The organism is Nocardia flavorosea, from assembly GCF_015477805.1.
GTDB classification, from domain to species: Bacteria; Actinomycetota; Actinomycetes; order Mycobacteriales; family Mycobacteriaceae; genus Nocardia; species Nocardia flavorosea_A.
In genome coordinates this window covers 323,940-346,317 of record NZ_JADLQL010000002.1, presented here as the reverse complement: position 1 = coordinate 346,317, position 22,378 = coordinate 323,940, and the positions used below count along the sequence as shown (strand labels likewise).

At 66.5% G+C, this 22,378-nt stretch carries 30 protein-coding genes; 23 read left to right on the top strand and 7 right to left on the bottom strand.

Features of this window, described 5'->3' with window-relative positions:
• Positions 1–76 precede the first annotated feature (76 nt).
• The gene (locus IU448_RS10495) at positions 77–1,102 is read left to right on the top strand and encodes an alpha/beta hydrolase (RefSeq protein ID WP_195055398.1); all 1,026 of its coding nucleotides are present in this window, start codon (positions 77–79) and stop codon (positions 1,100–1,102) included.
• 138 nt (positions 1,103–1,240) lie between these two features.
• On the opposite strand, the gene IU448_RS10490 is transcribed toward IU448_RS10495, so the two are convergent.
• Positions 1,241–2,050, bottom strand: a complete 810-nt coding sequence (locus IU448_RS10490) for an enoyl-CoA hydratase-related protein (RefSeq protein WP_195055397.1) — start codon at positions 2,048–2,050, stop codon at positions 1,241–1,243.
• A gap of 134 nt (positions 2,051–2,184) precedes the next feature.
• Between IU448_RS10490 and IU448_RS10485 the strand changes: the two genes are divergently transcribed.
• From IU448_RS10485 to IU448_RS10475, 3 genes are all read left to right on the top strand, one after another.
• A complete protein-coding gene (locus IU448_RS10485) occupies positions 2,185–3,420 on the top strand; it encodes a TetR/AcrR family transcriptional regulator (RefSeq protein ID WP_195055396.1) in 1,236 nt (411 codons plus the stop codon).
• 80 nt (positions 3,421–3,500) lie between these two features.
• A complete protein-coding gene (locus IU448_RS10480; RefSeq protein WP_195055395.1) occupies positions 3,501–4,880 on the top strand; it encodes a serine hydrolase domain-containing protein in 1,380 nt (459 codons plus the stop codon).
• A 32-nt stretch (positions 4,881–4,912) separates the two neighbouring features.
• Positions 4,913–5,629, top strand: coding sequence for a MerR family transcriptional regulator (locus IU448_RS10475; RefSeq protein ID WP_195055394.1), 717 nt, complete (start codon positions 4,913–4,915; stop codon positions 5,627–5,629).
• 24 nt (positions 5,630–5,653) lie between these two features.
• On the opposite strand, the gene IU448_RS10470 is transcribed toward IU448_RS10475, so the two are convergent.
• The gene (locus IU448_RS10470) at positions 5,654–7,171 is read right to left on the bottom strand and encodes an aldehyde dehydrogenase family protein (RefSeq protein WP_195055393.1); all 1,518 of its coding nucleotides are present in this window, start codon (positions 7,169–7,171) and stop codon (positions 5,654–5,656) included.
• A 270-nt stretch (positions 7,172–7,441) separates the two neighbouring features.
• Here IU448_RS10470 and IU448_RS10465 point away from each other — a divergent pair, with 270 nt between their 5' ends.
• Genes IU448_RS10465 through IU448_RS10455 form a run of 3 tightly spaced genes read left to right on the top strand, consistent with a single transcriptional unit; the run spans position 7,442 to position 10,253 of the window.
• A complete protein-coding gene (locus IU448_RS10465; RefSeq protein ID WP_195055392.1) occupies positions 7,442–8,566 on the top strand; it encodes an ATP-binding cassette domain-containing protein in 1,125 nt (374 codons plus the stop codon).
• Positions 8,563–9,372 carry an ABC transporter permease gene (locus IU448_RS10460; protein WP_195055391.1) on the top strand — a complete coding sequence of 270 codons (810 nt, stop codon included), beginning with the start codon at positions 8,563–8,565 and terminating at the stop codon, positions 9,370–9,372. The genes IU448_RS10465 and IU448_RS10460 overlap by 4 nt, the downstream gene beginning before the upstream one ends.
• Complete coding sequence (locus tag IU448_RS10455; protein ID WP_195055390.1) at positions 9,369–10,253, top strand: ABC transporter permease; 885 nt, start codon at positions 9,369–9,371, stop codon at positions 10,251–10,253. Before IU448_RS10460 ends, IU448_RS10455 begins: the two co-directional genes overlap by 4 nt.
• A 21-nt stretch (positions 10,254–10,274) precedes the next feature.
• On the opposite strand, the gene IU448_RS10450 is transcribed toward IU448_RS10455, so the two are convergent.
• Positions 10,275–11,459, bottom strand: coding sequence for a lycopene cyclase family protein (locus IU448_RS10450; RefSeq protein WP_195055389.1), 1,185 nt, complete (start codon positions 11,457–11,459; stop codon positions 10,275–10,277).
• Positions 11,460–11,639: 180 nt separating this feature from the next.
• On the bottom strand, positions 11,640–12,119 hold the full coding sequence (locus tag IU448_RS10445; RefSeq protein ID WP_195055388.1) for a hotdog fold domain-containing protein: 480 nt from the start codon (positions 12,117–12,119) through the stop codon (positions 11,640–11,642).
• Positions 12,120–12,620: 501 nt separating this feature from the next.
• Here IU448_RS10445 and rpsJ point away from each other — a divergent pair.
• From rpsJ to IU448_RS10375, 14 genes are all read left to right on the top strand, one after another.
• The gene (rpsJ, locus tag IU448_RS10440) at positions 12,621–12,926 is read left to right on the top strand and encodes a 30S ribosomal protein S10 (RefSeq protein WP_003938093.1); all 306 of its coding nucleotides are present in this window, start codon (positions 12,621–12,623) and stop codon (positions 12,924–12,926) included.
• A 14-nt stretch (positions 12,927–12,940) separates the two neighbouring features.
• A complete protein-coding gene (gene rplC, locus IU448_RS10435) occupies positions 12,941–13,606 on the top strand; it encodes a 50S ribosomal protein L3 (protein WP_195055387.1) in 666 nt (221 codons plus the stop codon).
• Entirely contained in the window at positions 13,603–14,277 is a 675-nt protein-coding gene (gene rplD / locus IU448_RS10430) for a 50S ribosomal protein L4 (protein WP_195055386.1), read from the top strand. The genes rplC and rplD overlap by 4 nt, the downstream gene beginning before the upstream one ends.
• Complete coding sequence (gene rplW / locus IU448_RS10425; protein ID WP_019045018.1) at positions 14,274–14,579, top strand: 50S ribosomal protein L23; 306 nt, start codon at positions 14,274–14,276, stop codon at positions 14,577–14,579. Before rplD ends, rplW begins: the two co-directional genes overlap by 4 nt.
• 33 nt (positions 14,580–14,612) lie before the next feature.
• A complete protein-coding gene (gene rplB, locus IU448_RS10420) occupies positions 14,613–15,449 on the top strand; it encodes a 50S ribosomal protein L2 (protein WP_033244236.1) in 837 nt (278 codons plus the stop codon).
• A gap of 14 nt (positions 15,450–15,463) precedes the next feature.
• Positions 15,464–15,745, top strand: coding sequence for a 30S ribosomal protein S19 (gene rpsS, locus IU448_RS10415; RefSeq protein ID WP_030522695.1), 282 nt, complete (start codon positions 15,464–15,466; stop codon positions 15,743–15,745).
• Positions 15,742–16,173, top strand: a complete 432-nt coding sequence (gene rplV / locus IU448_RS10410; protein ID WP_195055385.1) for a 50S ribosomal protein L22 — start codon at positions 15,742–15,744, stop codon at positions 16,171–16,173. Before rpsS ends, rplV begins: the two co-directional genes overlap by 4 nt.
• Positions 16,174–16,971 carry a 30S ribosomal protein S3 gene (gene rpsC / locus IU448_RS10405; protein ID WP_195055384.1) on the top strand — a complete coding sequence of 266 codons (798 nt, stop codon included), beginning with the start codon at positions 16,174–16,176 and terminating at the stop codon, positions 16,969–16,971.
• Positions 16,972–16,974: 3 nt separating this feature from the next.
• Positions 16,975–17,391, top strand: a complete 417-nt coding sequence (gene rplP / locus IU448_RS10400) for a 50S ribosomal protein L16 (protein WP_195055383.1) — start codon at positions 16,975–16,977, stop codon at positions 17,389–17,391.
• Entirely contained in the window at positions 17,391–17,630 is a 240-nt protein-coding gene (gene rpmC / locus IU448_RS10395) for a 50S ribosomal protein L29 (protein WP_033244240.1), read from the top strand. Before rplP ends, rpmC begins: the two co-directional genes overlap by 1 nt.
• Positions 17,627–17,899 carry a 30S ribosomal protein S17 gene (rpsQ, locus tag IU448_RS10390; protein WP_195055382.1) on the top strand — a complete coding sequence of 91 codons (273 nt, stop codon included), beginning with the start codon at positions 17,627–17,629 and terminating at the stop codon, positions 17,897–17,899. The genes rpmC and rpsQ overlap by 4 nt, the downstream gene beginning before the upstream one ends.
• 144 nt (positions 17,900–18,043) lie before the next feature.
• Positions 18,044–18,286: a ribbon-helix-helix protein, CopG family gene (locus IU448_RS10385; RefSeq protein WP_195055381.1), complete on the top strand. Its 243-nt coding sequence runs from the start codon at positions 18,044–18,046 to the stop codon at positions 18,284–18,286.
• Positions 18,283–18,717 carry a type II toxin-antitoxin system VapC family toxin gene (locus tag IU448_RS10380; protein WP_195055380.1) on the top strand — a complete coding sequence of 145 codons (435 nt, stop codon included), beginning with the start codon at positions 18,283–18,285 and terminating at the stop codon, positions 18,715–18,717. Before IU448_RS10385 ends, IU448_RS10380 begins: the two co-directional genes overlap by 4 nt.
• Before the next feature lie 92 nt (positions 18,718–18,809).
• Entirely contained in the window at positions 18,810–19,391 is a 582-nt protein-coding gene (locus IU448_RS10375) for an AAA family ATPase (protein ID WP_195055379.1), read from the top strand.
• 24 nt (positions 19,392–19,415) lie between these two features.
• Here IU448_RS10375 and IU448_RS10370 read toward each other — a convergent pair whose 3' ends face one another.
• The 3 genes from IU448_RS10370 to IU448_RS10360 form a co-directional block, all read right to left on the bottom strand.
• Positions 19,416–19,835 (bottom strand): type II toxin-antitoxin system VapC family toxin, encoded by a 420-nt coding sequence (locus IU448_RS10370; RefSeq protein ID WP_195055378.1) that lies wholly within the window; start codon positions 19,833–19,835, stop codon positions 19,416–19,418.
• The gene (locus tag IU448_RS10365; RefSeq protein WP_195055377.1) at positions 19,832–20,149 is read right to left on the bottom strand and encodes a type II toxin-antitoxin system Phd/YefM family antitoxin; all 318 of its coding nucleotides are present in this window, start codon (positions 20,147–20,149) and stop codon (positions 19,832–19,834) included. Before IU448_RS10365 ends, IU448_RS10370 begins: the two co-directional genes overlap by 4 nt.
• A gap of 86 nt (positions 20,150–20,235) precedes the next feature.
• On the bottom strand, positions 20,236–20,571 hold the full coding sequence (locus IU448_RS10360; RefSeq protein ID WP_195055376.1) for a winged helix-turn-helix transcriptional regulator: 336 nt from the start codon (positions 20,569–20,571) through the stop codon (positions 20,236–20,238).
• Between the two features lie 141 nt (positions 20,572–20,712).
• On the opposite strand from IU448_RS10360, the gene IU448_RS10355 reads away from it, so the two are divergent.
• Both IU448_RS10355 and IU448_RS10350 read left to right on the top strand, forming a co-directional pair.
• On the top strand, positions 20,713–21,834 hold the full coding sequence (locus IU448_RS10355; protein ID WP_280456835.1) for an NADH:flavin oxidoreductase: 1,122 nt from the start codon (positions 20,713–20,715) through the stop codon (positions 21,832–21,834).
• Between the two features lie 12 nt (positions 21,835–21,846).
• Positions 21,847–22,374 (top strand): NUDIX hydrolase, encoded by a 528-nt coding sequence (locus IU448_RS10350; protein WP_280456834.1) that lies wholly within the window; start codon positions 21,847–21,849, stop codon positions 22,372–22,374.
• Positions 22,375–22,378: the final 4 nt, after the last annotated feature.

Here is a 22,378-nt window from a genome sequence, read left to right as displayed (position 1 = left end):
TGAACATTCGATACGAAGCGAAGGTGCGAAATTGATACGTCGACTCAGCCGGCGTGGCGGCAGACGCGCTGCGGCGATGGTCGCGGCCACAGCGGTGTTCGCGGGCGTGATGACAGGGCTCGGTGGCGGTACCGCGGCAGCGGCCGATCCGATCATCGAGTCCAAGACTCTGCTCGCCGACCCCACCTCGCCCAACGGGTCGCGGATCGTCAAGGCCGAGTACAAGGACGATCGCAATCTTCGCCTGTACGTGCACTCCGCGTCCATGGACAAGGAGATCATCGTCGACGTCCAGCGTCCGGCCGATGCCTCGGTGCCCCGGCCCACGCTGTACCTGCTCAACGGTGCGGGCGGCGGTGAGGATTCCGCGTCGTGGCAGGCGCAAACCAATACGCTCGAGTTCTTGTCCGACAAGAACGTGAACGTCATCCAGCCGATCGGCGGTAGCTGGACCTACTACACCGACTGGATCAAGGACGATCCGGCGCTCGGCCGCAACAAGTGGAAGACCTTCTTCACCGAGGAGCTTCCGCCGCTGGTCGACGGCGCGCTCGGCACCAACGGGGTGAACGCCCTCGCCGGCCTGTCCACCTCCGCTACCACCGTGCTGGCCCTGCCGATCGGGAATCCGGGGTTGTACAAGGCGGCCGCCGCCTACAGCGGTTGCGCGCAGACCAGCGATCCGGTCGGTTCGGAATTCGTGAAGCTGACTGTCGAGACCTGGGGCGGTGGCGACACGATGAACATGTGGGGCCCGCAGGGCTCCGAGGCGTGGGTCGCGAACGACCCGTATGTCCACGCCGAGGCGTTGCGCGGTATGGAGCTATATGTGTCCACCGGTAACGGCCTGCCCGGCCGCTGGGACACCCTGAACGGCCCGCACACTCTGCCCGGCTCCTACGGCTTGGCCAACCAGCTCCTGGTCGGCGGTGTCATCGAGGCGGGTACGAATTTCTGCACCCACAACCTGAAGAACCGGCTGGATTCGCTGGGGATCCCCGCGACCTTCAACTTCCGTGATTCGGGCACCCACTCGTGGGGTTACTGGGAAGACGAGTTCCTGGTCTCCTGGCCGGTGCTCGCCCGCGGCCTGGGTCTGTGATCCCGTCTCGCCGATGAGCGAGATGTGAAGCGGAAACGATGATGGCGGCCCGGTCGATCGATCGGGCCGCCATTGTTTTCCGGCCGCACAGCCGGTCGGCCGAAACTGGTCCCCGGGCAGAACGTTCCGGTGTGGGTGCTACTCGGCGAAGACCGCTTTGCGTTTGCCCAGCATGGCGGCGGCGCCTTCGAAGAAATCGGGTGACTGCAACAGTTCGACCTGGCCGGCCTTCTCGTCGGCGAGGGCGGTGTCCAGTGCGGTCAGGGTGGCGCGGTTGAGTGCCTTCTTGGTGAGTTCCAGCGCCCGGCGGGGACCGTGGCCGATCTTCTCGGCGGCGGCCTCTACGGCGGCGTCCAGTTCCGCGGTGGTCGCCAGGACGTCGGTGAACAGTCCTTCGGCGTGGGCGGCCGGCGCGGGGAGGCGTTCGCCGAGCAGTGCCAGGCGGGCGGCCAGCGGGCGGCCCGCGGCGGCGGCGATCAGTGCGGCGGCGCCGCCGTCGGGCATCAGGCCGATATTGATGAAGGCCAGCAGTAGGTAGGAATCGGTTTCGGCGTAGACCAGGTCGGCGGCCAGCGCGATACCGACGCCGACACCGGCGGCGGCGCCCCGGATCCGGGAGATCACCGGGACCGGCATATCCACAATGGCGCGGACCAGGCGGTTCGCGGCATCCATCACCATTTCCGGGGTGATTCCGCGGGCACCTTCCTCGGCGCTGGCGGCCAGGTCGGCTCCGGTGCAGAAATCGCCGCCTTCACCGGTGAGTACGACGACCCGGACCGTTTTGTCCTGGGCGGCGGCGAGGAAGGTATCGCCGAGTGCGACCAGGCTGTCGTAGTCGAGGGCGTTTTTGCGCTTGGGTTTGGTGAGCGTCACTCGCAGCACCCGGCCGTCGTGCACCGCGGAGAAACCCGCCGGCTGTGTAGTGGGGGAATCTGTGTTGACCATATGCGCTCCATGGGGTGCTGTCCGGTGCCGACCGGCTTGCGAATACCGGTTAACATTGCGAATTGTGGTTAACTTAGGTTGACTTGTCGGGCGCTGTCAACACCGGCGGCGCTGCCGAGGCGAACGGAGAATGCATGGTCGCGGAGAGCAGCCGGGTGGACCCGGTGCGCATTCGTCCGGCCGACCGTGGCAACGGCCAGGGCGGGCGGCGGCGGCCCAAGGATCGCAAAGTACAGATCATGCGCGCGGCCGCCCGCGCGTTCAGCGAGCGCGGCTACTACCCGGTCGGTGTGGACGAGATCGCGGCTGAGGTCGGAATTTCCGGCCCGGCGCTGTACCGCCATTTCGCCAACAAATACGCGCTGCTGGTGGCCGCGGCCGAGGAAGGCGCCCGGCAGCTGCTCGATGCCGCGCGCGGCGCGGACGAACCCGGCGCGACCCCGGAACAGCATCTCGACGCGCTGATCCGTGCCGTGGCCGAGCACACCATCGATATCCGCCGCGAGGCCGGCCTGTACCGGTGGGAGGGCCGCTACCTGGAGCAGCCCGACCGCGCCCGGATCCGCACCCTCTACAACGAAATCAACCGTGCCTTCGCCGGGCCGATCGAGAAGTTGCGGCCGGACGCGCCGGCGGAGGACATCGCCCTGCTGGCCGCCGCGGTGCTCAGTGTGATCGGCAGTATCTCGGCCCACCGCACCGCTCTGTCGAGCGCCAAACTCCTGCCGCTGCTGTGCGATATGGCGTGGGCGATCGTGCGTACCGAACTTCCGCCCGCACCCGGCCCGGGGGAGCCCGATCCGCAGCCGCGTGGCCTGCCGGTGACCTCCAAACGGGAACAGCTGCTCACCGAGGCCATCCGTATCTTCGGCCGCCGCGGCTACCACGAGGCCAGTATCGAGGAGATCGGGGCGGCCGTCGGTATCAACGCCTCCAGTGTCTACCGGTACTTCAGCAGTAAATCCGATCTGCTGGCCGCGGCGTTCCACCGCACCGGCGACCGGCTGGCGTTCGCGATCACCGAAGCATTGGCGGAGGCAAGCGGCCGCGCGGATGCGGTGAACAAGATCGCCGACCGGTATGTGCGACTCAGTTTCGCCATGCCGGAGATCATGCCGGTGTACTACGCGGAATTCCCGAACCTGCCCCAGGCCGAACAGCACAAACTGCGCGCGATCCAACGGCAGAACGTGCACGAATGGGCGAACCTGCTCGACGACGATCCCACCGAGGCGCGTTTCCGCGTGCATTCGGCGATCGGTCAGGTGATCGATGTGGGCCGGTTGATCCGCTTCGATTCCCGCCCGCAGCAGATGGCCAGGCTGCACACCTTGATGATGGCCACTTTGCTCGGTTCCGGACCGCGCTGAACCGCACTACCGTCCACCGCGGATAATTTTCCGGTTCGGGGCTTGACCTTGCCCCTGGGGCAAGCCTCGACCATCGAGTCATGACCGAGATGGAACAGAAACTGCAGGAATTCGTTGCGGCGCAGGCAGCAGAACTGGGCGTGCCGGGTGTGGCCGTCGCAATCCTGGCCGGCGGCGAAGAATATTTCGCCTGCCACGGCGTGACCAGCGTACGCAACCCGCTGCCTGTCGACCGGGACACCGGCTTCGTCATCGGCTCGGTGAGCAAAACCTTCACCGCGACCGCGCTGCTGCGGCTGGTAGATGCGGGGCAGGTGGACCTGGCGGCGCCGGTACAGCGGTATGTTCCGGAATTCACGGGACCGGGGGTCGCGACACACGAGATCAAGGTGGCGCAGCTGCTCAACCACACCGCCGGATTGGAATGGAAGTTGAGCGCCGATACCGGTGAAGGGGATGATGCGCTGGCCCGGCACGCGGAGTTGCTCGCCGGATCCGAACTGCTCACAGAACCGGGAGCGCGCGCGTCCTACAGTCAGGCCGGTTTCAACCTCGCCGGCCGGATCATCGAGAATGTCACCGGCCGCACCTTCGAGGCAGCCGTACGCACGCTGCTGTTCGACCCCCTCGGCCTGAACGCCAGCTGCTATGCCCTCAACGATGCGATGACCCGCCGGTTCGCGGTGGGACACAATCTCGACGACAGCGGTGCGCTGCTGGTTGCGACGCAATGGAAGGACAACCGCTCCAACAATCCCGGTGGCGGTGCGGTGTCCTCGGCGGCTGATCTGCTCCGGTGGGCGCGGTTCCATCTCGGTGACGGCCGCACCGGTGCGGGCGACCGGATCATATCCGCCGAACTCCTGCACGGGATGCGTGCGCAGACCGTGGAACTTCGCGCCAGCACACTGGGTGATGCGTTCGGGACCTGCTGGTTCCTGCGCGAAGTGGACGGCGTCGCGACCATCGGGCACGGCGGATCGGGTAACGGTCAGTTCGCCGATCTGCTGATCGTGCCGGACCGCGATTTCGCGGTGGTGGCCCTGTCGAACGCCGGCCCTGATGCCGGCCTTTCCCTGAATCGCGCGATCGTGCGCTGGGCCTTGGAACACTATCTCGGCGTAGTGGAACGCGACCCTGAGCCGTTGCCCTATGACGAGGCGAGGGCCGCGGAAGTCGCCGGAATCTATGAGAACGAGATGATGCGACTCACCTTGGCCGCGCAGCATGACGGTTTGACCATAGGATGCGCCATCAAACCGGCGGTCCGGGCCGCCGCCGATACCGAACTTCCGCCGGACCTGCCGCCGGCGCCCCTGGGTCTGCTGGCCGGTGACGCGGACGAATACATCGTTACCGCCGGGGGCCTGGGCGGACAGCGCGGGTACTTTACCCGGGACGAGGCGGGCTCGATAGCGGGAATCGACCTCGCCGGCCGGCTCTTCGGCCGGGTCCGCTGACGGCCGGTCGCGCGGCGGAGGAAGGGATACTGGTGATCACCATCGGACAGCTCGCGCGGTATGCGGGCGTGACGATCAAGGCCGTTCGGGTGTATCACGGGCGCGGCCTGCTTTCCGAGCCGCCGCGCGACGCTTCCGGGTACCGGCGCTACACCGCCGCCGACGCCGTCGAACTGGTCAAGATCAAAACCTTGGTGCAGGCGGGTGTGCCGCTGGCGCGGATCAAGGAGTTACTGGCCGCGGGCCCCGGCGAGTTCGCGGCGGCGATTGCCGAGATCGATACCGCGCTCGCCGAACGTGCCGAGCAGATTCAGGCGACCCGGAAGCGGATTGCCGAGCTGGCCGGTGGTGACCGTCTTTTCGTCTCCGTGGCTGTCGCCGAGTATCTCGACCGGCTGCGGCGGCTCGGAGTGAGCGCACGGGCAGTGCGGACGGAGCGCGATATCTGGATTCTGCTGCAGTCGGTGGCGCCGGAGCAGGCGGCGAAGTGGGTCGCGGACAAGGCGGCCGATCTGGAAGACCCGGACTTCCGGGCTCTGTATCTCGATTACGACGCCGCGTTCGACTGGTCGCCCGACGATCCGCGATTGCCCGGCCTGGCCGAACGCGCGGCGCGCTGGTCGGCAGGCGGCAGCGCGGCCACCTCGACAGTGGACCTCGCGCTGATCCGCCTGATAACCGACGGGGCCGGTATCACCTCGCCTGCCTGGGATCGACTGGCCGCGCTCGTGCGCGATTACGCCGGCTGAAGCCGGCCGCTCGGACGGCGGGCGCTACCCGTGCCGGAACCGGAAAACAGTGCGCGCGACACGCAGTCGCCGCGCGTTCCGGTAGAAACTGGACAAGCCCAGTGCTTCTCCGTAGCGGTTGCGGGCGATGGACAGGGTCCGGCTGAATTCGCGTAGGCCCAGATCACCGTGGCTGTGGCCCTGCCCGTATTCGCCGACCCCGCCGAACGGCAGCGCCGGGATACTCGCGTAGGTGGTGGCGGTGTTGACCGTGACCACTCCCGCCCGCAATCGCTCGGCATAGATTTCGACCTCGGCGATATCGCGGGTGAACACCGAAACCGCGATACCGCGCCCGGCATCGTTGATGCGGGTGACAGCGTCGTCGAGATCGCGCACCTTGTTCACGATGAGGACCGGGCCGATCCCCTCCTCGGTGATGGCGATGCTCTCCTCGGGGACATCGGCCAGGACGATGGGTTCCACGTACGGCTCGCGGATCGAATCCAGGCCGCCGACGACCGCGCGGCCGCCCCGGGCGAGGGCATCGCGGACCTGTTTACGGACGACCTCGGCCTGCGATTCCAGGATCATCGGGCCGTAGGAGGAGCGGCGGTCGGCGCCGGGACGCAGCGCCCGCGCCCGGTCGACGACCAGGTCGAGGAACTGGTCGTATATCGATGCCGCGACGTAGGCGCGCTGGACGCCGGTCGCGTTCTGGCCGGCGTTGGCCATGGCGCCGAACACCGCCGCTTCGGCGGCCTCGTCTATTTTCGCGTCGACGTGCACGATCATGGCGCCCTTACCGGAGTTCTCCACCACGACCGGGGTCATCGTCTGCGCGCACAGTGAGATCACTTCGCGGCCCTGGGCTTCCGGACCCGCGTACGCGATCTTGTCGACACCGGCGCGGCACAGCGCGGCGGCGGTGGAATCGTCACCGGTGACCGCCGCGAACACCGGTTTGTCCGGTGCGACCTCCCGCCAGGTCGAGGCCAGCCACAAACCGGTACCACTGGTGAGCTCGTGCGGTTTGAAAACCACGGCGTTACCGGCGGCCATGGCATACGCGATCGATCCCATCGGCGTGAAAACCGGGTTCTGCCACGGCCCCAGCACTCCCACCACGCCCAGCGGCAGATAACCGACCGACGCGTGCTGGTTGCGGGTCAGCCAGTTCGACGCCAGCGTGCGCCGGCTCAGTACCCGGCCCGCGTTACGCGCCGCCCAATCGAGGTTCTCCACCGCGAGCATCACCTCGATCGCGGCATCGGCCTCCGGTTTACCGGTTTCCTCGCGCAGGATCTCCACCAATTGCGCTGCACGGCGCGCGATAACCCGTTTCCACTCCAGGAGCAACCGTTTGCGTGGGCCGAAACCAGCTGTCGACCACCAGCTCTCGGCCGTACGGGCGTCGGACACGGCGCGTTCGAGTTCGCCGGGACCGGCGATGGAATAGTTGCCGACGATCTCGCCGGTGCGGGGATCGTAGGAGGTGAGCACGCTCGGTCGGCCGGATCCTCCCGAACGCGCCGCCACCTCGGGCTGCGCGGTATCGGCCATACAAGCCAGATTATGGTGGTGGCGGCCACGCCGACAAGACACTCGCACTGCCCGTGCGCTGTCATTGCACCGCCGACCAGGACCGATGACCCGCCCATATGCTGCTGTGAGCAAGCACACAGTTGATCGGCGTTCTGCTCGGGGTATCGGCGGCGACCCGGGCGCCGAAACGCCGATCGGTAACATCGCGTCCGGCGCCGGGGATCATCCAGCGGGATACCGGTGCGCCGGTCCGCCCCACCGCCCCATCCGGCCGATAGTGGAGAGTTGATGCCGAGTTCGAATGATGCCGGGACAGCCGCCCGAAACGATGTCTCTCCGGCTGCGCCGGGCGATATACCCGCCGAGCCGGCCGGCAGCGCCCCGGCCCGGCCGGACAGCCCGCCCACGGGGGCGACCCCCCGGACACCCGGTCCCGGGGCCACGGTTGCGGCGGCGGTCGAAGTCGACGGGATCGCCAAATCGTTCGGCGAGGTCCACGCGTTGCGCGGGGTGAGTTTCCGCGCCGAACGCGGCACCGTACTCGGCATCCTCGGACCCAACGGCGCCGGCAAGACCACCACCGTGAAAATCCTCTCCACCCTGCTGCGGCCGGATGCCGGCCGCGCGATCGTGGCCGGTCACGATGTCCGGCAGGATCCGGCGGCGGTGCGACGTTCGATCATGATGACCGGCCAGTACGCGGCGCTGGATCTGAATCTGTCGGGCCGGGAGAACCTCGAACTGTTCGGCCGGTTGATGGGCCTGAGTAAATCGGCGGCCCGGCGCCGCGCGGACACCCTGCTCGCCGAATTCGATCTCGTCGCGGCCGGACGGCGTCCGGTGCACCAGTACTCGGGGGGCATGCGGCGGCGGGTGGATATCGCCTGCGGGCTGGTGGTCCGGCCGGAAGTGGTGTTCCTCGACGAACCGACCACCGGTCTGGACCCGCGCAGTCGGCAGGGCGTCTGGGAGCTGGTGAACGCGCTGAAAGAACAGGGCATCACCGTGCTGCTGACCACCCAGTACCTGGAAGAAGCCGATGTGCTGTCGGACAACATCATCGTGATCGACAAGGGCACGGTGATCGCCGAAGGTACCGCCGACGAGCTCAAGGAGAAGACCGGCGGCAGCTACTGCGAAATCGTGCCGCTGGATCCCAGCGAACTACGTCGCGCCGCCGGCGCGCTCGGCGATCTCGTCCCGCCCGCGGTCGCCGCCGACCTCGACGGTTCGGAACGGATGTCGATTCCCGCGCCCGAGGGTGCCGCGACACTCGCCGAGGCGTTGCGCCGGTTGGACGGCGCCGAGATCCGGCTTGCCGATATCGGGCTGCGGCGTCCCTCCCTCGACGATGTCTTCCTGTCCATCACCGGCCATAGCGGCAGCACCGAGCGGACGGGTGAACCCCGGTGAGCGCACCCGCCGTCGACCGCACCGGACTCTTCGCCGAACTGCCGCGGACCCATGTCTCGTACTTCGCGCAGTGGCGGGCTCTCACCGGGCGGGTCGTCTGGACCATGGTCAGCAAGGGCGAGCTGATCGGCGCGATCCTCACACCGCTCGTTTTCACCGTGGGCTTCTATCTCCCGCTGCGCCTGGTGATGCAGTTCCAGGGCATCGACTACGCGCAGTTCGTCATGCCCATCGTCGTCCTGCAGACCATGGCTTTCACCATGATGTCGAACGCGCAACTGGCCGCTTTCGAGGCGCGCGTCGGATTCAGCACCCGGTTGCAGACCATGCCGATCGGCTTGCTGGTGCCGTTGACCTCACGGATCGCCGCCGGACTGGTCCGCTCGGTGGTTTCACTGACCGCCGCGCTGATCTACGGGCACATTATCGGGTTCGAATTCACGGCCGGGTGGGGGCAAACCGTCGGGTTCTGTGCCTTCGCGCTCGCTGTCGGCACCATGCTGGCCGTCGGCGCGGACGGTCTCGGCAGTCTGACGAAGAGCCCGCAGGCGCTGAGCCAGGCGCTGACCTTGCCGACCCTGATCTTCGGCATGATGTCGTGCGGTTTCGTACCGGAAACGCAGTTCCCGGATTGGGTCCAGCCGTTCGTGCGTAACCAGCCCATCACCCAGTTCGCCTACGCGCTGCGGGATATGGCGGGCGACGGGGTGAGCTGGGAGGTACTGCGGGTCGGATTGATCTGGCTGGTCGCCGGGACGGTGCTGTTCGTCCCGTTCGCGGTCTGGGCGAATGTGAGGCGAGCATGAGCATTGTCGATACCCCGGCGGTCCCGAAGAGTTCCGGTGGCCGTGAACGGTTCGCGCCCACGGCCGCCGCGATGGACCTGCCGCGGGCGGCTACCCGGACCGAGGGTTCGCCGGCGGCCTGGGCGGTGAACAGTTGGATCGAGTGCAAGCGGCTGCTGATGGGCTGGTTGCGCGATCCGTCGACCACCATCCAGACCATCGTGTACCCGGCGCTGACCCTGGTGATGTTCTGGATCGTGCTCGACGAGTCCATTTCGAGTTTCTCCGGGAAGCCCGCCGTCTACGGCACCGTCCCGATGATCACGCTGATCGCGGCGATGAGCGGGGCCGTGGTGAGCGCGCTCGGCTTCAAAACCGAGAAGGCCACCGGGCTGCTCGGCCGTTTCTGGACCATGCCGATCCATCGCGCGGCCGGGCTCACCGGCCGGTTGCTGGCCGAGGCGATCCGGGTGCTGGTCACCACGCTCATCGTGATCGCGGTGGGCTTCTGTCTCGGTTTTCGTTTCGAACAGGGGCCGTTGGCCGCGCTGGGCCTGATCGGGATCCCGATTCTGTTCGGGATCGGATTCGCGGTGTTCATCACCGCGATCGCCACCATCGCCGAGGGGCCGCTGCTGGTGCAGTTGGTCGGTCTGCTCACCAATCTGCTGCTGTTCTTCAACTCCGGTTTCGTACTGATCGAGGCATACCCGGCCTGGTTGCGTTCCACCGTGGAGAACCAGCCCATGAGCTGCGCAATCGAGGCGATGAAAGGGCTCTCCTACGGCGGTCCCGTCGCCGAACCGCTTATCGACACCCTGCTGTGGGTGGGCGGGGTGCTCCTGATCTTCGGCTATCCGGCGGTCCGCGGTTACCGGAAGGCTTCGGAGACCAGCGGCTGAGGCCCCGCCGCGGGCTCGGGGTTACTTCCGGCTGTCGGCCCGCACCGCGGGGGCGAAGGGGTAATCGGCCCAGCGGTTGCGGTTGGTCCAGCCGACGAGGTCGTAGCGCCAGCGGAACGGCCAGGTGTGGGCGACGGTGCCGAACAGCACCGCCCCCAGCGCGGCGTAGTCGTCATGGGCCGAGAGCAGCGCGCGCTGCCCGCGCGGGGACGCGGAGAAGAAGGAATCGAACATGGCGATGGACTGTTCGGTGGTCAACCGGCCCAGGCCCCACAGTCCGCGCATACGCATCCAGTAGGTGAGGCGCGCCTGCCACGGCCACAGCGCGGCGATCGGGTCCCGACCCCGCTGGATCGCGTCGACCGCGGTATCGGCGAGGGCGAACGAATCGGCCACGCTGTAGCCGGTGCAGGGATGCATCATCCCGCCGCGGGAGCCGAACGGCACCACCCGGCCGACGCCCTTGGCCGGTGGTGGTGTGTCCAGCGGATAGTGCGCGGCCTCGCTGGGCTCCTCCCCGGTCAGTTCGATACCGTGCGCGGCGAGCCGGTTCAGGGTGCGTTTACGCAGTTCGTGCTGCGGCATCCCGCCCCGCAACCCGAGGCTGGTCTCCTCGAAGATCACCGTGCCGTCGCCGAGCGGCACCGAATACAGGAACGACGGTGGCTCGTCGGGGCCCGCACCGTTCTCCGGCCGCCAGTCCAGCAGCAGGCCCGTACCCTCGCGGACCATCGGCTCGGCGGTTTCGGCAGCGACGAAGATCCCATGTGCGCTGGCTGTGCGGCGCTCGCCAGGGCCGGGCATACCGCGGGAATCGACCACGACCGTCGCGCGGATCACCGTGCCGTCGGCGAGTTCGACCTCGTGCGCATCCACCCGGGCCGCGCGCCCCGCGAACACCTGGGCGTCGTCGAGTGCCAGCGCGTCCCGCAGCAACGGTTTCGACAGCACGCAATAGGGGCGTTCGATCCGGATCTCGGATGTGGTCCAGACGACCGGTGCCGGGATCCGGCTCGCGATCACGCTGTGCGGCAACCACTCCGGCAGTTCGTCGATCCAGCAGGAGAATGTCGGCGGCCACAGCCGGTCGGGCCGCGGATCCACGGCCGCCACCCGCAGCCCGGCCACGGTGGCGCGGTGGGCGAGAGCCCGCCCGGACGGGCCCAGCCCGACGACGCAGAGATCGAACTTGTCGGTACCGGCCATACAACGCATTCAACGGGGTCGACCCGGGGAGAGCAACAGGCGGTTGTTTGCGGTGGTTGTGAGCTGGATCGCAGAGGCGATGGGTGTCCCTGCTCGCGAAGGCGCTGTGTCTTTTTTCGGGTGCGGGGGCATCCTCGTCGCGCCTACTGGACCGGCGCTCGGTTGTGGCCGGGCCGGGAGTCAGTGCTTGGGGGTCACCCAGGTGGTGATGTCGGCGTGCACCACCTCGCGACCGGTCTTGTCGTAGATCGATACGGGGACGGTCAGGTCGCGGCCCTCGGTGATGGCGGCGAAGTCGGGGATCTCCGTGAGTTCGGCCACCGCACGCAGGCCGGTGGTGGCCTTGGTCAGGTATTGGACCTGCATGGCCTTGGGGATCCAGCGGTGCGTGGTGGGGACCGTTGCCTCGCTCAGCATGCCCATGGCGATCTCCGCCAGGTTGCAGGCGGCGATGGCGTGGAAGGTGCCGAGGTGATTGTGGACGCCGAACCATTTCGGGGCCTTGACCTCGCACCGGCCGGGTTCCAGCCGGATCACCCGGGGTAGGACCGTGGCGAAATAGGGGACGCGGGCCACCATCGACAGGGAGAACAGGCCGTGGCCGAGCGGGTTGTCCGGCAGTTTGCGCCAGCCGCGGTAGGTACCGGTGAGGTTCGTCATGCGGCTATCTTACTCAGCGGTAAGATACCGGTTCGGCGGTATGGTCGACGCAGTGCCGGACCTCGGCCGACCCCGATTTGAATCGCCTCGGGGGCCTCGTGCATACTGTTCGGGTTGCCTTGCCCCGGGTCGCCGTCGTTTCCATGAAACGGCACGGCTGGGCGGGGCGAGTAAAACCAGCGAGTACCTCACCGAATACGGTGCGGGTACGTCCGGGACGAAGTTCCGCAGGCCAGATCGAAGTTTTCTTCCGGGGCCGAGGAATGAGCGGAAAGGCGACACGCCCGACCGCGTGGACCGGAGAACCATGACAGATGAACAGCGGCGCGGATCGGGCATGCCCGGTCGTGGTCTCCGCCGTGTCGGTCCGGTGCCCAATCGGGGCCCTGACCGATCGGGCACGGGACGTCATCGTGTGTTCGGGCTGTGCAAATGAAGGTGGTACGGACGCCCTAGCCGGTTTCCGGATCACGGACGAAAGCGGAGAAAAGGACACTTAGCGTGGCGGGACAGAAGATCCGCATCAGGCTCAAGGCCTATGACCACGAGGCGATCGATGCGTCTGCACGCAAGATCGTCGAAACGGTGACCCGCACCGGGGCCCGGGTCGTCGGGCCGGTGCCGTTGCCGACCGAGAAGAACGTGTACTGCGTCATCCGTTCGCCGCACAAGTACAAGGACTCGCGCGAGCACTTCGAGATGCGTACGCACAAGCGGCTGATCGACATCCTCGACCCGACGCCGAAGACGGTCGATGCCCTCATGCGCATCGACCTGCCGGCCAGCGTCGACGTCAATATCCAGTGACGGGGACTCTCGATATGACTGACAACAAGAGCAGGCCCGCGGCCGGCATCCTGGGCACCAAACTGGGCATGACCCAGGTGTTCGACGACAAGAACCGGGTCGTCCCGGTGACCGTCGTCAAGGCCGGACCGAACGTGGTCACCCAGATCCGCACCGTCGAGCGCGACGGCTACAGCGCCGTGCAGGTCGCCTTCGGCGCGATCGACCCGCGCAAGGTGAACAAGCCGGAATCCGGCCAGTTCGCCAAGGCCGGTGTCACCCCGCGTCGCCATGTCGCGGAGATCCGCGTCGCGGACGCCTCCACCTTCGAGGTCGGCCAGGAGATCTCGGCCGACGCGTTCGAAGAGGGCACCTACGTCGACGTCACCGGCACCAGCAAGGGCAAGGGCTTCGCCGGCACCATGAAGCGCCACGGCTTCGGCGGCCAGGGCGCCTCGCACGGTGCGCAGGCCGTGCACCGGCGCCCGGGTTCCATCGGTGGCTGCGCCACCCCCGGCCGCGTGTTCAAGGGCATGCGGATGTCGGGCCGGATGGGTAACGACCGCGTCACCACGCAGAACCTGTCGGTTCACAAGGTGGACGCCGAGAACGGCCTGCTGCTGATCAAGGGAGCGATCCCGGGTCGCAAGGGCGGCGTCGTGATCGTCAAGAGCGCCGTGAAGGGTGGTGCGCACGCATGACCAGCCTCGAGAAGAAGGCGAATCTGACGCTGCCGGTCAAGGAACTCGGTGGCAAAACCAACGGCACCGTCGATCTCCCCGCCGAGATCTTCGATGCCACCGCGAATATCGCGCTGATGCACCAGGTGGTCGTGGCCCAGCAGGCCGCCGCCCGCCAGGGCACGCATTCCACCAAGACCCGCGGCGAGGTCCGCGGCGGTGGTAAGAAGCCGTACCGCCAGAAGGGCACCGGCCGCGCCCGCCAGGGATCGACGCGCGCCCCGCAGTTCGCCGGCGGTGGCACCGTGCACGGCCCCAAGCCGCGCGACTACAGCCAGCGCACCCCCAAGAAGATGATCCAGGCCGCCCTGCGTGGTGCGCTGTCGGATCGGGCGCGCAGCGAGCGGATCCATGTGATCAGCGAGCTCGTCGCAGGCCAGGACCCCTCGACCAAGACCGCGAAGACCTTCCTGTCCGAGCTTTCGGACCGTAAGAAGTTCCTCCTGGTCGTCGGCCGCGAGGACGTCACCGCCTGGAAGAGTGCCCGCAACCTGGAATACGTGCACACCATCGCACCGGACCAGCTGAACACCTACGACGTGCTGGACAGCGACGAAGTCGTGTTCTCCGTCGAGGCGCTCAACGCCTTCGTGCACGGCCCGGCTGAGGCTGCACAGGAGGAGAGCAAGTGAGCACCATTGCCGATCCGCGCGACATCCTGCTGGCGCCGGTCATCTCGGAGAAGTCCTACGGCCTGATCGAGGAAGGCACCTACACCTTCCTGGTCCACCCGGACTCCAACAAGACCCAGATCAAGATCGCGGTCGAGAAGGTCTTCGGGGTGAAGGTCACCAGCGTCAACACCGCCAACCGTCAGGGCAAGCGCAAGCGGACCCGCTTCGGTTACGGCAAGCGCAAGGACACCAAGCGCGCGCTCGTGACCATCTCGGCCGACAGCAAGCCCATCGAGATCTTCGGAGGCCCGGTCGCGTAAGCGGCGGGGAGTCCAGAAAGCAGAGAAGAACTCATGGCAATCCGTAAGTACAAGCCGACTACCCCGGGCCGCCGCGGGTCGTCCGTCTCGGACTTCGCCGAGATCACCCGGTCGACCCCCGAGAAGTCGCTGGTCCGCCCGCTGACCAAGAGCGGTGGTCGTAACGGCCACGGCCGCATCACCACCCGGCATCGCGGTGGCGGTCACAAGCGCGCCTACCGGCTGATCGACTTCCGCCGGCACGACAAGGACGGTGTACCGGCCAAGGTCGCTCATATCGAGTACGACCCCAACCGCACCGCCAATATCGCGCTGCTGCACTACCTGGACGGCGAGAAGCGCTACATCATCGCCCCCCGCGGCGTGGTGCAGGGCACCAAGATCGAGTCCGGCCCGACCGCGGATATCAAGCCCGGCAACAACCTGCCGCTGCGCAATATCCCCACCGGTACCACCATCCACGCGGTGGAGCTGCGTCCCGGCGGCGGCGCCAAGATGGCCCGCTCGGCCGGTGCCAGCATCCAGCTGCTGGGTAAGGAAGGCCCCTACGCCACGCTGCGTATGCCCTCCGGCGAAATCCGCCGCGTCGACGTGCGCTGCCGCGCCACCGTCGGCGAGGTCGGCAATGCCGAGCAGTCGAACATCAACTGGGGCAAGGCCGGCCGTATGCGCTGGAAGGGACGCCGTCCCACGGTCCGCGGTGTCGTCATGAACCCGGTCGACCACCCGCACGGCGGTGGTGAGGGCAAGACCTCCGGTGGTCGCCACCCGGTCTCGCCGTGGGGTCAGCCGGAAGGCCGCACCCGTAAGCCGAACCGTCCGAGCGACAAGCTCATCGTCCGTCGCCGTCGCACCGGCAAGAAGCGCTAAGGAGGAGGTAAGAAATGCCACGCAGCCTCAAGAAAGGCCCGTTCGTCGACGACCACCTCCAGGCGAAGGTGGACGTGCAGAACGACAAGGGCACCAAACAGGTCATCAAGACCTGGTCGCGTCGTTCGACCATCACCCCCGATTTCATCGGCCACACCTTCGCCGTCCACGACGGCCGCAAGCACGTGCCGGTGTTCGTCTCGGAGAACATGGTCGGGCACAAGCTCGGTGAGTTCGCGCCGACGAGGACGTTCCGTAGCCACGTGAAAGAAGATCGGAAGAGCAAGCGGCGATGAGCACAGAAACGCAGAATCCGACTGCGCGCGCGACCGCCAAGCACGTGCGCGTGACCCCGATGAAGGCTCGCCGGGTCGTGGACCTGGTCCGCGGCAAGCGCGTCTCCGATGCGCTCGACCTGCTCCGGTTCGCCCCGCAGGCCGCCAGCACCCCGGTCGCCAAGGTCGTGGCCAGTGCCGCGGCCAACGCCGAGAACAACCTCGGCCTGAACCCGGACACCCTGGTCATCTCGACGGCCTATGTCGACGAGGGCGCGACCATGAAGCGGTTCCAGCCGCGCGCCCAGGGCCGGGCGTTCCGGATCCGCAAGCGCACCAGCCACATCACCATCGAGGTCGAGAGCGTCCCCGCTGCGTCTCGTGGTCGCTCCGCAGGCTCCGCTCCGGCAGAGTCAACTCGAACTCGCCGGAAGGGAGGGGCAAAGTAAATGGGACAGAAGATCAACCCCCACGGCTTCCGCCTCGGGATCACCACCGACTGGAAGTCCCGTTGGTACGCCGATAAGCAGTACGCGGACTACGTCAAGGAAGACGTCGCCATCCGCAAACTGCTGAGCACCGGCATGGAGCGGGCCGGTATCTCCAAGGTGGAGATCGAGCGCACCCGCGACCGGGTCCGCGTCGATATCCACACCGCGCGTCCGGGCATCGTCATCGGCCGCCGCGGCGCCGAGGCCGACCGGATCCGCGCCGAGCTGGAGAAGCTCACCAAGAAGCAGGTCCAGCTGAACATCCTCGAGGTCAAGAACCCCGAATCGGATGCCCAGCTGGTTGCCCAGGGTGTCGCCGAACAGCTGTCCAACCGTGTGGCGTTCCGTCGCGCGATGCGTAAGGCCATCCAGTCGGCCATGCGTTCGCCGAACGTCAAGGGCATCCGCGTGCAGTGCTCGGGCCGCCTCGGTGGCGCCGAAATGTCGCGTTCGGAGTTCTACCGCGAAGGCCGCGTTCCGCTGCACACCCTGCGTGCCGATATCGATTACGGCCTGTACGAGGCCAAGACCACCTTCGGTCGTATCGGTGTCAAGGTCTGGATCTACAAGGGCGATATCGTCGGCGGCAAGCGTGAGCTGCCCGCACCCAGCGCCCCGGCCGGCGATCGTCCGCGCCGGGAGCGGCCGAACCGCCCGCGTCGTTCCGGTTCCGCCGGCACCACTGCGACCAGCACCGAGGCCGGGCGCGCCGCTACCGCGGTGGCCGAGCCCCCGGCAGAAAAGCAGGAGGGCTGACCCATGCTGATGCCCCGCAAGGTCAAGTTCCGTAAGCAGCACCATCCGAGCCGCAGCGGTATCTCCAAGGGCGGCACCTCGGTGGCGTTCGGCGATTTCGGCATCCAGGCTCTGGAGCCCGCCTACGTGACCAACCGGCAGATCGAGTCGGCGCGTATCGCGATGACCCGCCATATCAAGCGTGGCGGCAAGATCTGGATCAATATCTACCCGGATCGCCCGCTCACCAAGAAGCCGGCCGAAACCCGTATGGGTTCCGGTAAGGGTTCGCCGGAGTGGTGGGTCGCGAACGTCAAGCCCGGTCGCGTGATGTTCGAGATGAGTTACCCGAACGAGGAGATCGCTCGTGAGGCGTTGCGCCGCGCGATGCACAAGCTCCCGATGAAGTGCAGGATCGTGACGAGGGAGGAGCAGTTCTGATGGCTACCGGTACTCCGGCCGCAGAGCTCCGCGAGCTGACCGAGGACGAGCTCGTTCAGCGCCTGCGTGACTCGAAGGAAGAGCTGTTCAACCTGCGCTTCCAGATGGCGACGGGTCAGTTGACCAATAATCGCCGGCTGCGTGTGGTGCGTCACGAGATCGCGCGTATCTACACGGTCATGCGTGAGCGTGAGCTCGGTTTGGCCACCGGACCCGCTGACAAGGGAGATGCGGCATGAGCGAGAAAGAGCAGGAGCAGCGCGGCCGCCGCAAGGTTCGGGTCGGTTACGTTGTCTCCGACAAGATGAACAAGACGATCGTCGTGGAGCTGGAAGACCGTAACCGGCACGCGCTCTACGGCAAGATCATCCGCACCACCTCCAAGGTGAAGGCGCACGACGAGAACGAGGTTGCCGGTGTGGGTGACCGCGTGCAGCTGATGGAGACCCGGCCCACGTCGGCCACCAAGCGGTGGCGGCTGGTCGAGGTTTTGGAGAAGGCCAAGTAAGGGCTTCTTCTCGGCTGTCGAGTCGATAAACGCAAGGCCCGCTTTCCCGGTTTTCGGGAAGCGGGCCTTCGTCGTTGGTCCGCTTGCCGGCTGAATACCCCGAACCTCCGGGCAGGATGCCATACGGGTGGTACCATACGTATCGTGATAAAGACGACCGTGTATCTCCCTGACGACTTGGAGGTCAGGCTCGATGCCGAGGCAGCGGCCACCGGAGTGAGCAAGGCGGAACTCATCCGCCGCGGTATCGCGATGCTGCTGGACGCCTCCGAGCGTCCACGCGACAGTGCCCCACTTCCGGTCTTCCACAGCGGGCGCTCACGCAGCGTCGACGAGATGCGCGACGATATCTACCGTCAGATCAAGCAGAGGTCGGCTCGCCGGTGATCATCGTCGCCGATACCTCTGCACTGTTCGCCGCATTCGATGCCGACCAGCACGAACACGAACAGGCACTGTCGGTGATGGAGAACGAGACGCTGATCATCTCGCCGCTCGTGCTGACAGAACTCGATCATTTGACTCGCCGCGATCTCGGCTTTTCCGCGGCAATGAAGATCACCGACGCGCTGCTGGCGCGCGCGATCGAAGGAAGTTATCGGCTCGCCGAGCTGAAGCATATAGACCTGTCCGCCGCGCAGTCGGTCCGAGCCAAGTACGAAGGGTTGCAACTCGACCTCGCTGACGCGGTGGGCGTGGCGCTTGCCGACAGGTACAAAACCGACTGCATCTTCACGCTCGATCAACGCGATTTCCGTGCGATCGAACCGCTGACCCCGGGCCTCCGTTCGTTTCGCATCTTTCCCGCTGACAAATAGTGTCCGACTGATCGACCGACACGGAGTTGATATGTCGTACCGACGGACTCACCTGCAGGGGTCGGGGTCGGTGGCTTCGGCATGATGACTGTGTGGACAAACTCCTGGTGTTGGTCAACGGGTTGCCGGGTTCTGGGAAATCGACGCTCGGTCGGTCCCTGGCGACGACGATGGATGCCCAGTTCTTGTCGAAGGACGCGGTGAAGGAGGCGCTGGCGGCATGCGTCGATGACGCGGAGGCGGTTCCGGAGTTGGGCGGTGTCGCAATGGATGCCGTGTGGGCGCTGGCGTCAGCGGTCCCACGGTCCGTCGTGATCGACTCGTGGTGGTTCAAACCCCGTGATCTGCGATTCGCCGTGGCCGGCATTGAACGGGCTCGGGTCGACCGTGTGGTCGAGGTGTGGTGTCGCGTACCGGCCGAGATCGCTCGGGCACGGTATGAGGCGCGTTGCAGGCCGGCGTACTTTCAGGACAGTCAGCGTCTTCGCAACCACTGGGAGACGTGGGCTGAGCATGCTGAACCACTCGGGATCGTGCCTACTGTGTGCGTCGACACCACTGGGCCGGTCGACTGCACCGATCTCGCGGCGCGAATAGAACGGGCAGCTCCCGAGTGCGGCGATCGACCGACCTCGGGGATTCTCGACCGAATGCCGATAGCCCGCCGGGTCTAGGTGGCATCGACGCAAGGCCCTCGCTCAGGCTTCGTCGGGGTGAGTCACCGGGACCAACGTGACGAGGCCGTCCAGTGCGCTGAAATCTTTCGGGTTCACCGTGTAGAGCGGGATGCGGTGGGCCGAGGCGATCGCGGCGATCATCAGGTCGATTCGGCGCGGCCTCGGATTGCGCCCTGCTTGTAGGACGGCAGCCACCAGGTGGCCGTAGCGGCGGCCGGCTGCCGTGTCGAAGGGGAGCGGATCGAAGTGCGCTTCGGCATTCTGGAGTCTTTCGATGCGTTCGGCGCGTTCGATCGGGTCATCGGTGTAATGCGGTCCCGCGGCGAGTTCGGCCATGGTGATCGTGCTGACCGAAATCTCGTCGGGAAGTTCTTCGGGGATCAAGCGACTGATCAGTATCAGGACATTCGTATCGACGAGACCCCGGCCCGGCGTCGTCATGCGCCTGATTCCGCACTGAACTCACCACGCCGATAGGCGCGGTCGTACGGATCGTAGAGCGAATCGTCGATGTGCCGATCCAGATCCGCGGGATAGCTCTGCGACGACGACAGATCGCCGAATGCGGACAGGACCTCTGCCCTGGGCACCGACACCCGGCGCTTGGCGTGACGGTGGGGCACCAGGTCGGCGACCGGCGAACCGTCGACTGTGACCGTGTAGGACCGGCCGGCCTTGACCTCTCGGAGAACGCGGCTCACCTCGTTGCGTAGTTCGCGCTGTGGAATCTCGGAGAACTCGGCTGCCGATGTCATAATCTGAGACTAGCTCAACTGCTACGGGGGTGCTACGCAGACGCTACAGGTCTTCCTCTCGGTGGTGTACCCCGACCTCATCCTTACTACCGGGCGGTCGGAGCAGTGCTTCGTCGGTACTGCTCACCCCAGGATTCGAGCAGCCCGGCCACCGGTCGCAGGTTCTCGCCGATCTCGGTGAGGTCGTATTCGACTTTCGGCGGTACCTCGGCGTAGACGGTGCGGCGGATCACCCCGTCGGCTTCGAGTTCGCGGAGTTGGCGGGTGAGCATGCGCTGGGTGATGGTGGGCATGGCGCGGCGTAGTTCGCCGAAGCGCATGGTGCCGTCGAAGAGGTGGTTGACGATGGCCATCTTCCATTTGCCACCGACCACTTCCATCGCGGCTTCGATGGTGCAGTAATCCGGTGTGTTCTCGGTCATGTGTTTTCTGTCGGCGTGCATACGACCTCAATCGGTATACGGGATGTGCCTACGACACAGAAAAGACCGTACTTGTAGCGATAGTCGGTAGCGCGGAATCTGTTCCCGAGCCAGTTGTCCAGTGTGTCCGAGGAGATTCCCGTGACTGTCCACCCTGTTATTTCCCCTGCACGAATCGGCAGTCTGCAATTGCGCAACCGGGCCGCCGTGGCGCCGATGTCGCGGGTGAGTACCCGGGGCGACGGTGTGGCGACGGCGGCCATGGCCGAGTACTACGCGCGATTCGCCGCGGGCGGATTCGGGCTGGTCATCACCGAGGGCACATACATCGATGAGCGATTCAGCCAGGCATATCCGGATCAGCCCGGGATCGTGACCGCGGAACAGGTCGAGGGCTGGCACCGGGTTACCGAAGCCGTGCGCGCAGCGGGTGGCAGGATCGCGCTGCAGTTGATGCACGCCGGAGCGCTCGTTCAGGGCAACCGGCACAGCGATCGGACGGTTGCGCCGTCCGCGGTGCCGCCGAAGGGCGCCAAGATGTCTGCCTACGGTGGCGAGGGGCCGTTCGCATTGCCCGATGCGGCCTCCCGGACAGATATTCGTGACCTTGTCGAGGGGTTCGCGTTCGCGGCCGGGCAGGCTCGGGCGGCCGGATTCGATGCGGTGGAGATCCACGGTGCCAACGGGTACCTGATCGATCAGTTCCTGACCGGATACACCAATCTGCGTGACGACGAATACGGCGGTGAGCCCGCCGGGCGCGTGCGGTTCGCGGTCGAAGTGATCGAGGAGGTGCGGGCAGCGGTCGGAGCCGACTTCCCGGTGGGAATACGGCTCTCGCAGACCAAGGTGAACGATTTCGGTTATCGCTGGTCCGGGGCGGTGGAAGCCGAAACGATTTTTCGAGCGGTGACGGTCGCCGGGGTCGACTACCTGCATCTCGCCAGCGAGGGGCGGGACTGGTATGAAACCGCCACCTTGGACACCGGTGACACGATCACGCGACTGGCCAGGACCGTCACCGGCCTCCCCGTTCTGGCGAATGGTGGTATGCACGCACCGGATCTGGCGCGGACCGTGCTCGACGAGGGCCACGCGGATATGCTCACGCTCGGCCGGGGTGCGCTGGCGAATCCGGATTGGCCGAAGGTGATCGCCGCCGGCGCGCATCCCGCCGAATTCGATCGCGCGTTACTGACTCCCGATGTGACGCTCGCGAATCAGCAATCCTGGAACGCGCGCGTCACGGCGAACGCAGTGTGATCCGATAACCAGGTGGCGACGATCGATGAAACGGCGAGCCCCGCACTGGCCCGGCTGGCGGCCGGCGCGCTGTTCGTCAGGGGAAACGACATACTCCTGGTGCACAAGGTCTACGGGGACGGCTGGGATATCCCCGGGGGTTATGTGGTGCCCGGCGAGGCGCCGAGTGCGGCATGCCGTCGTGAGGTCCGGGAGGAACTCGGTCTCGACCGCGCACCCGGCAGGCTGCTGGTGCACGATTGGGCGCCGAGTTCCGCCGAAGGCGACAAGATCCTCTATGTGTTCGACGGTGGCGCGCTGGGCGCGGTCGCGGATTCGATCGTTCTCCAGGCGGCCGAGCTGGATCGGTGGGAGTGGGTCGATATCGACACCATCGGTGATTTCGTGGTGCCGAGGTTGGACCGTCGGCTCCGCCGTGCACACGCTGCCCGATCGAATGCGGTGCCGGTCTACCTGGAACACGGTGAGCCGGTAGCGGGTTCGGGCAAGGCTGCCGCAGAGGTGAGTTCGGGGCGAGTGCGGCGAAGCGGAGGTCGCTGATCTA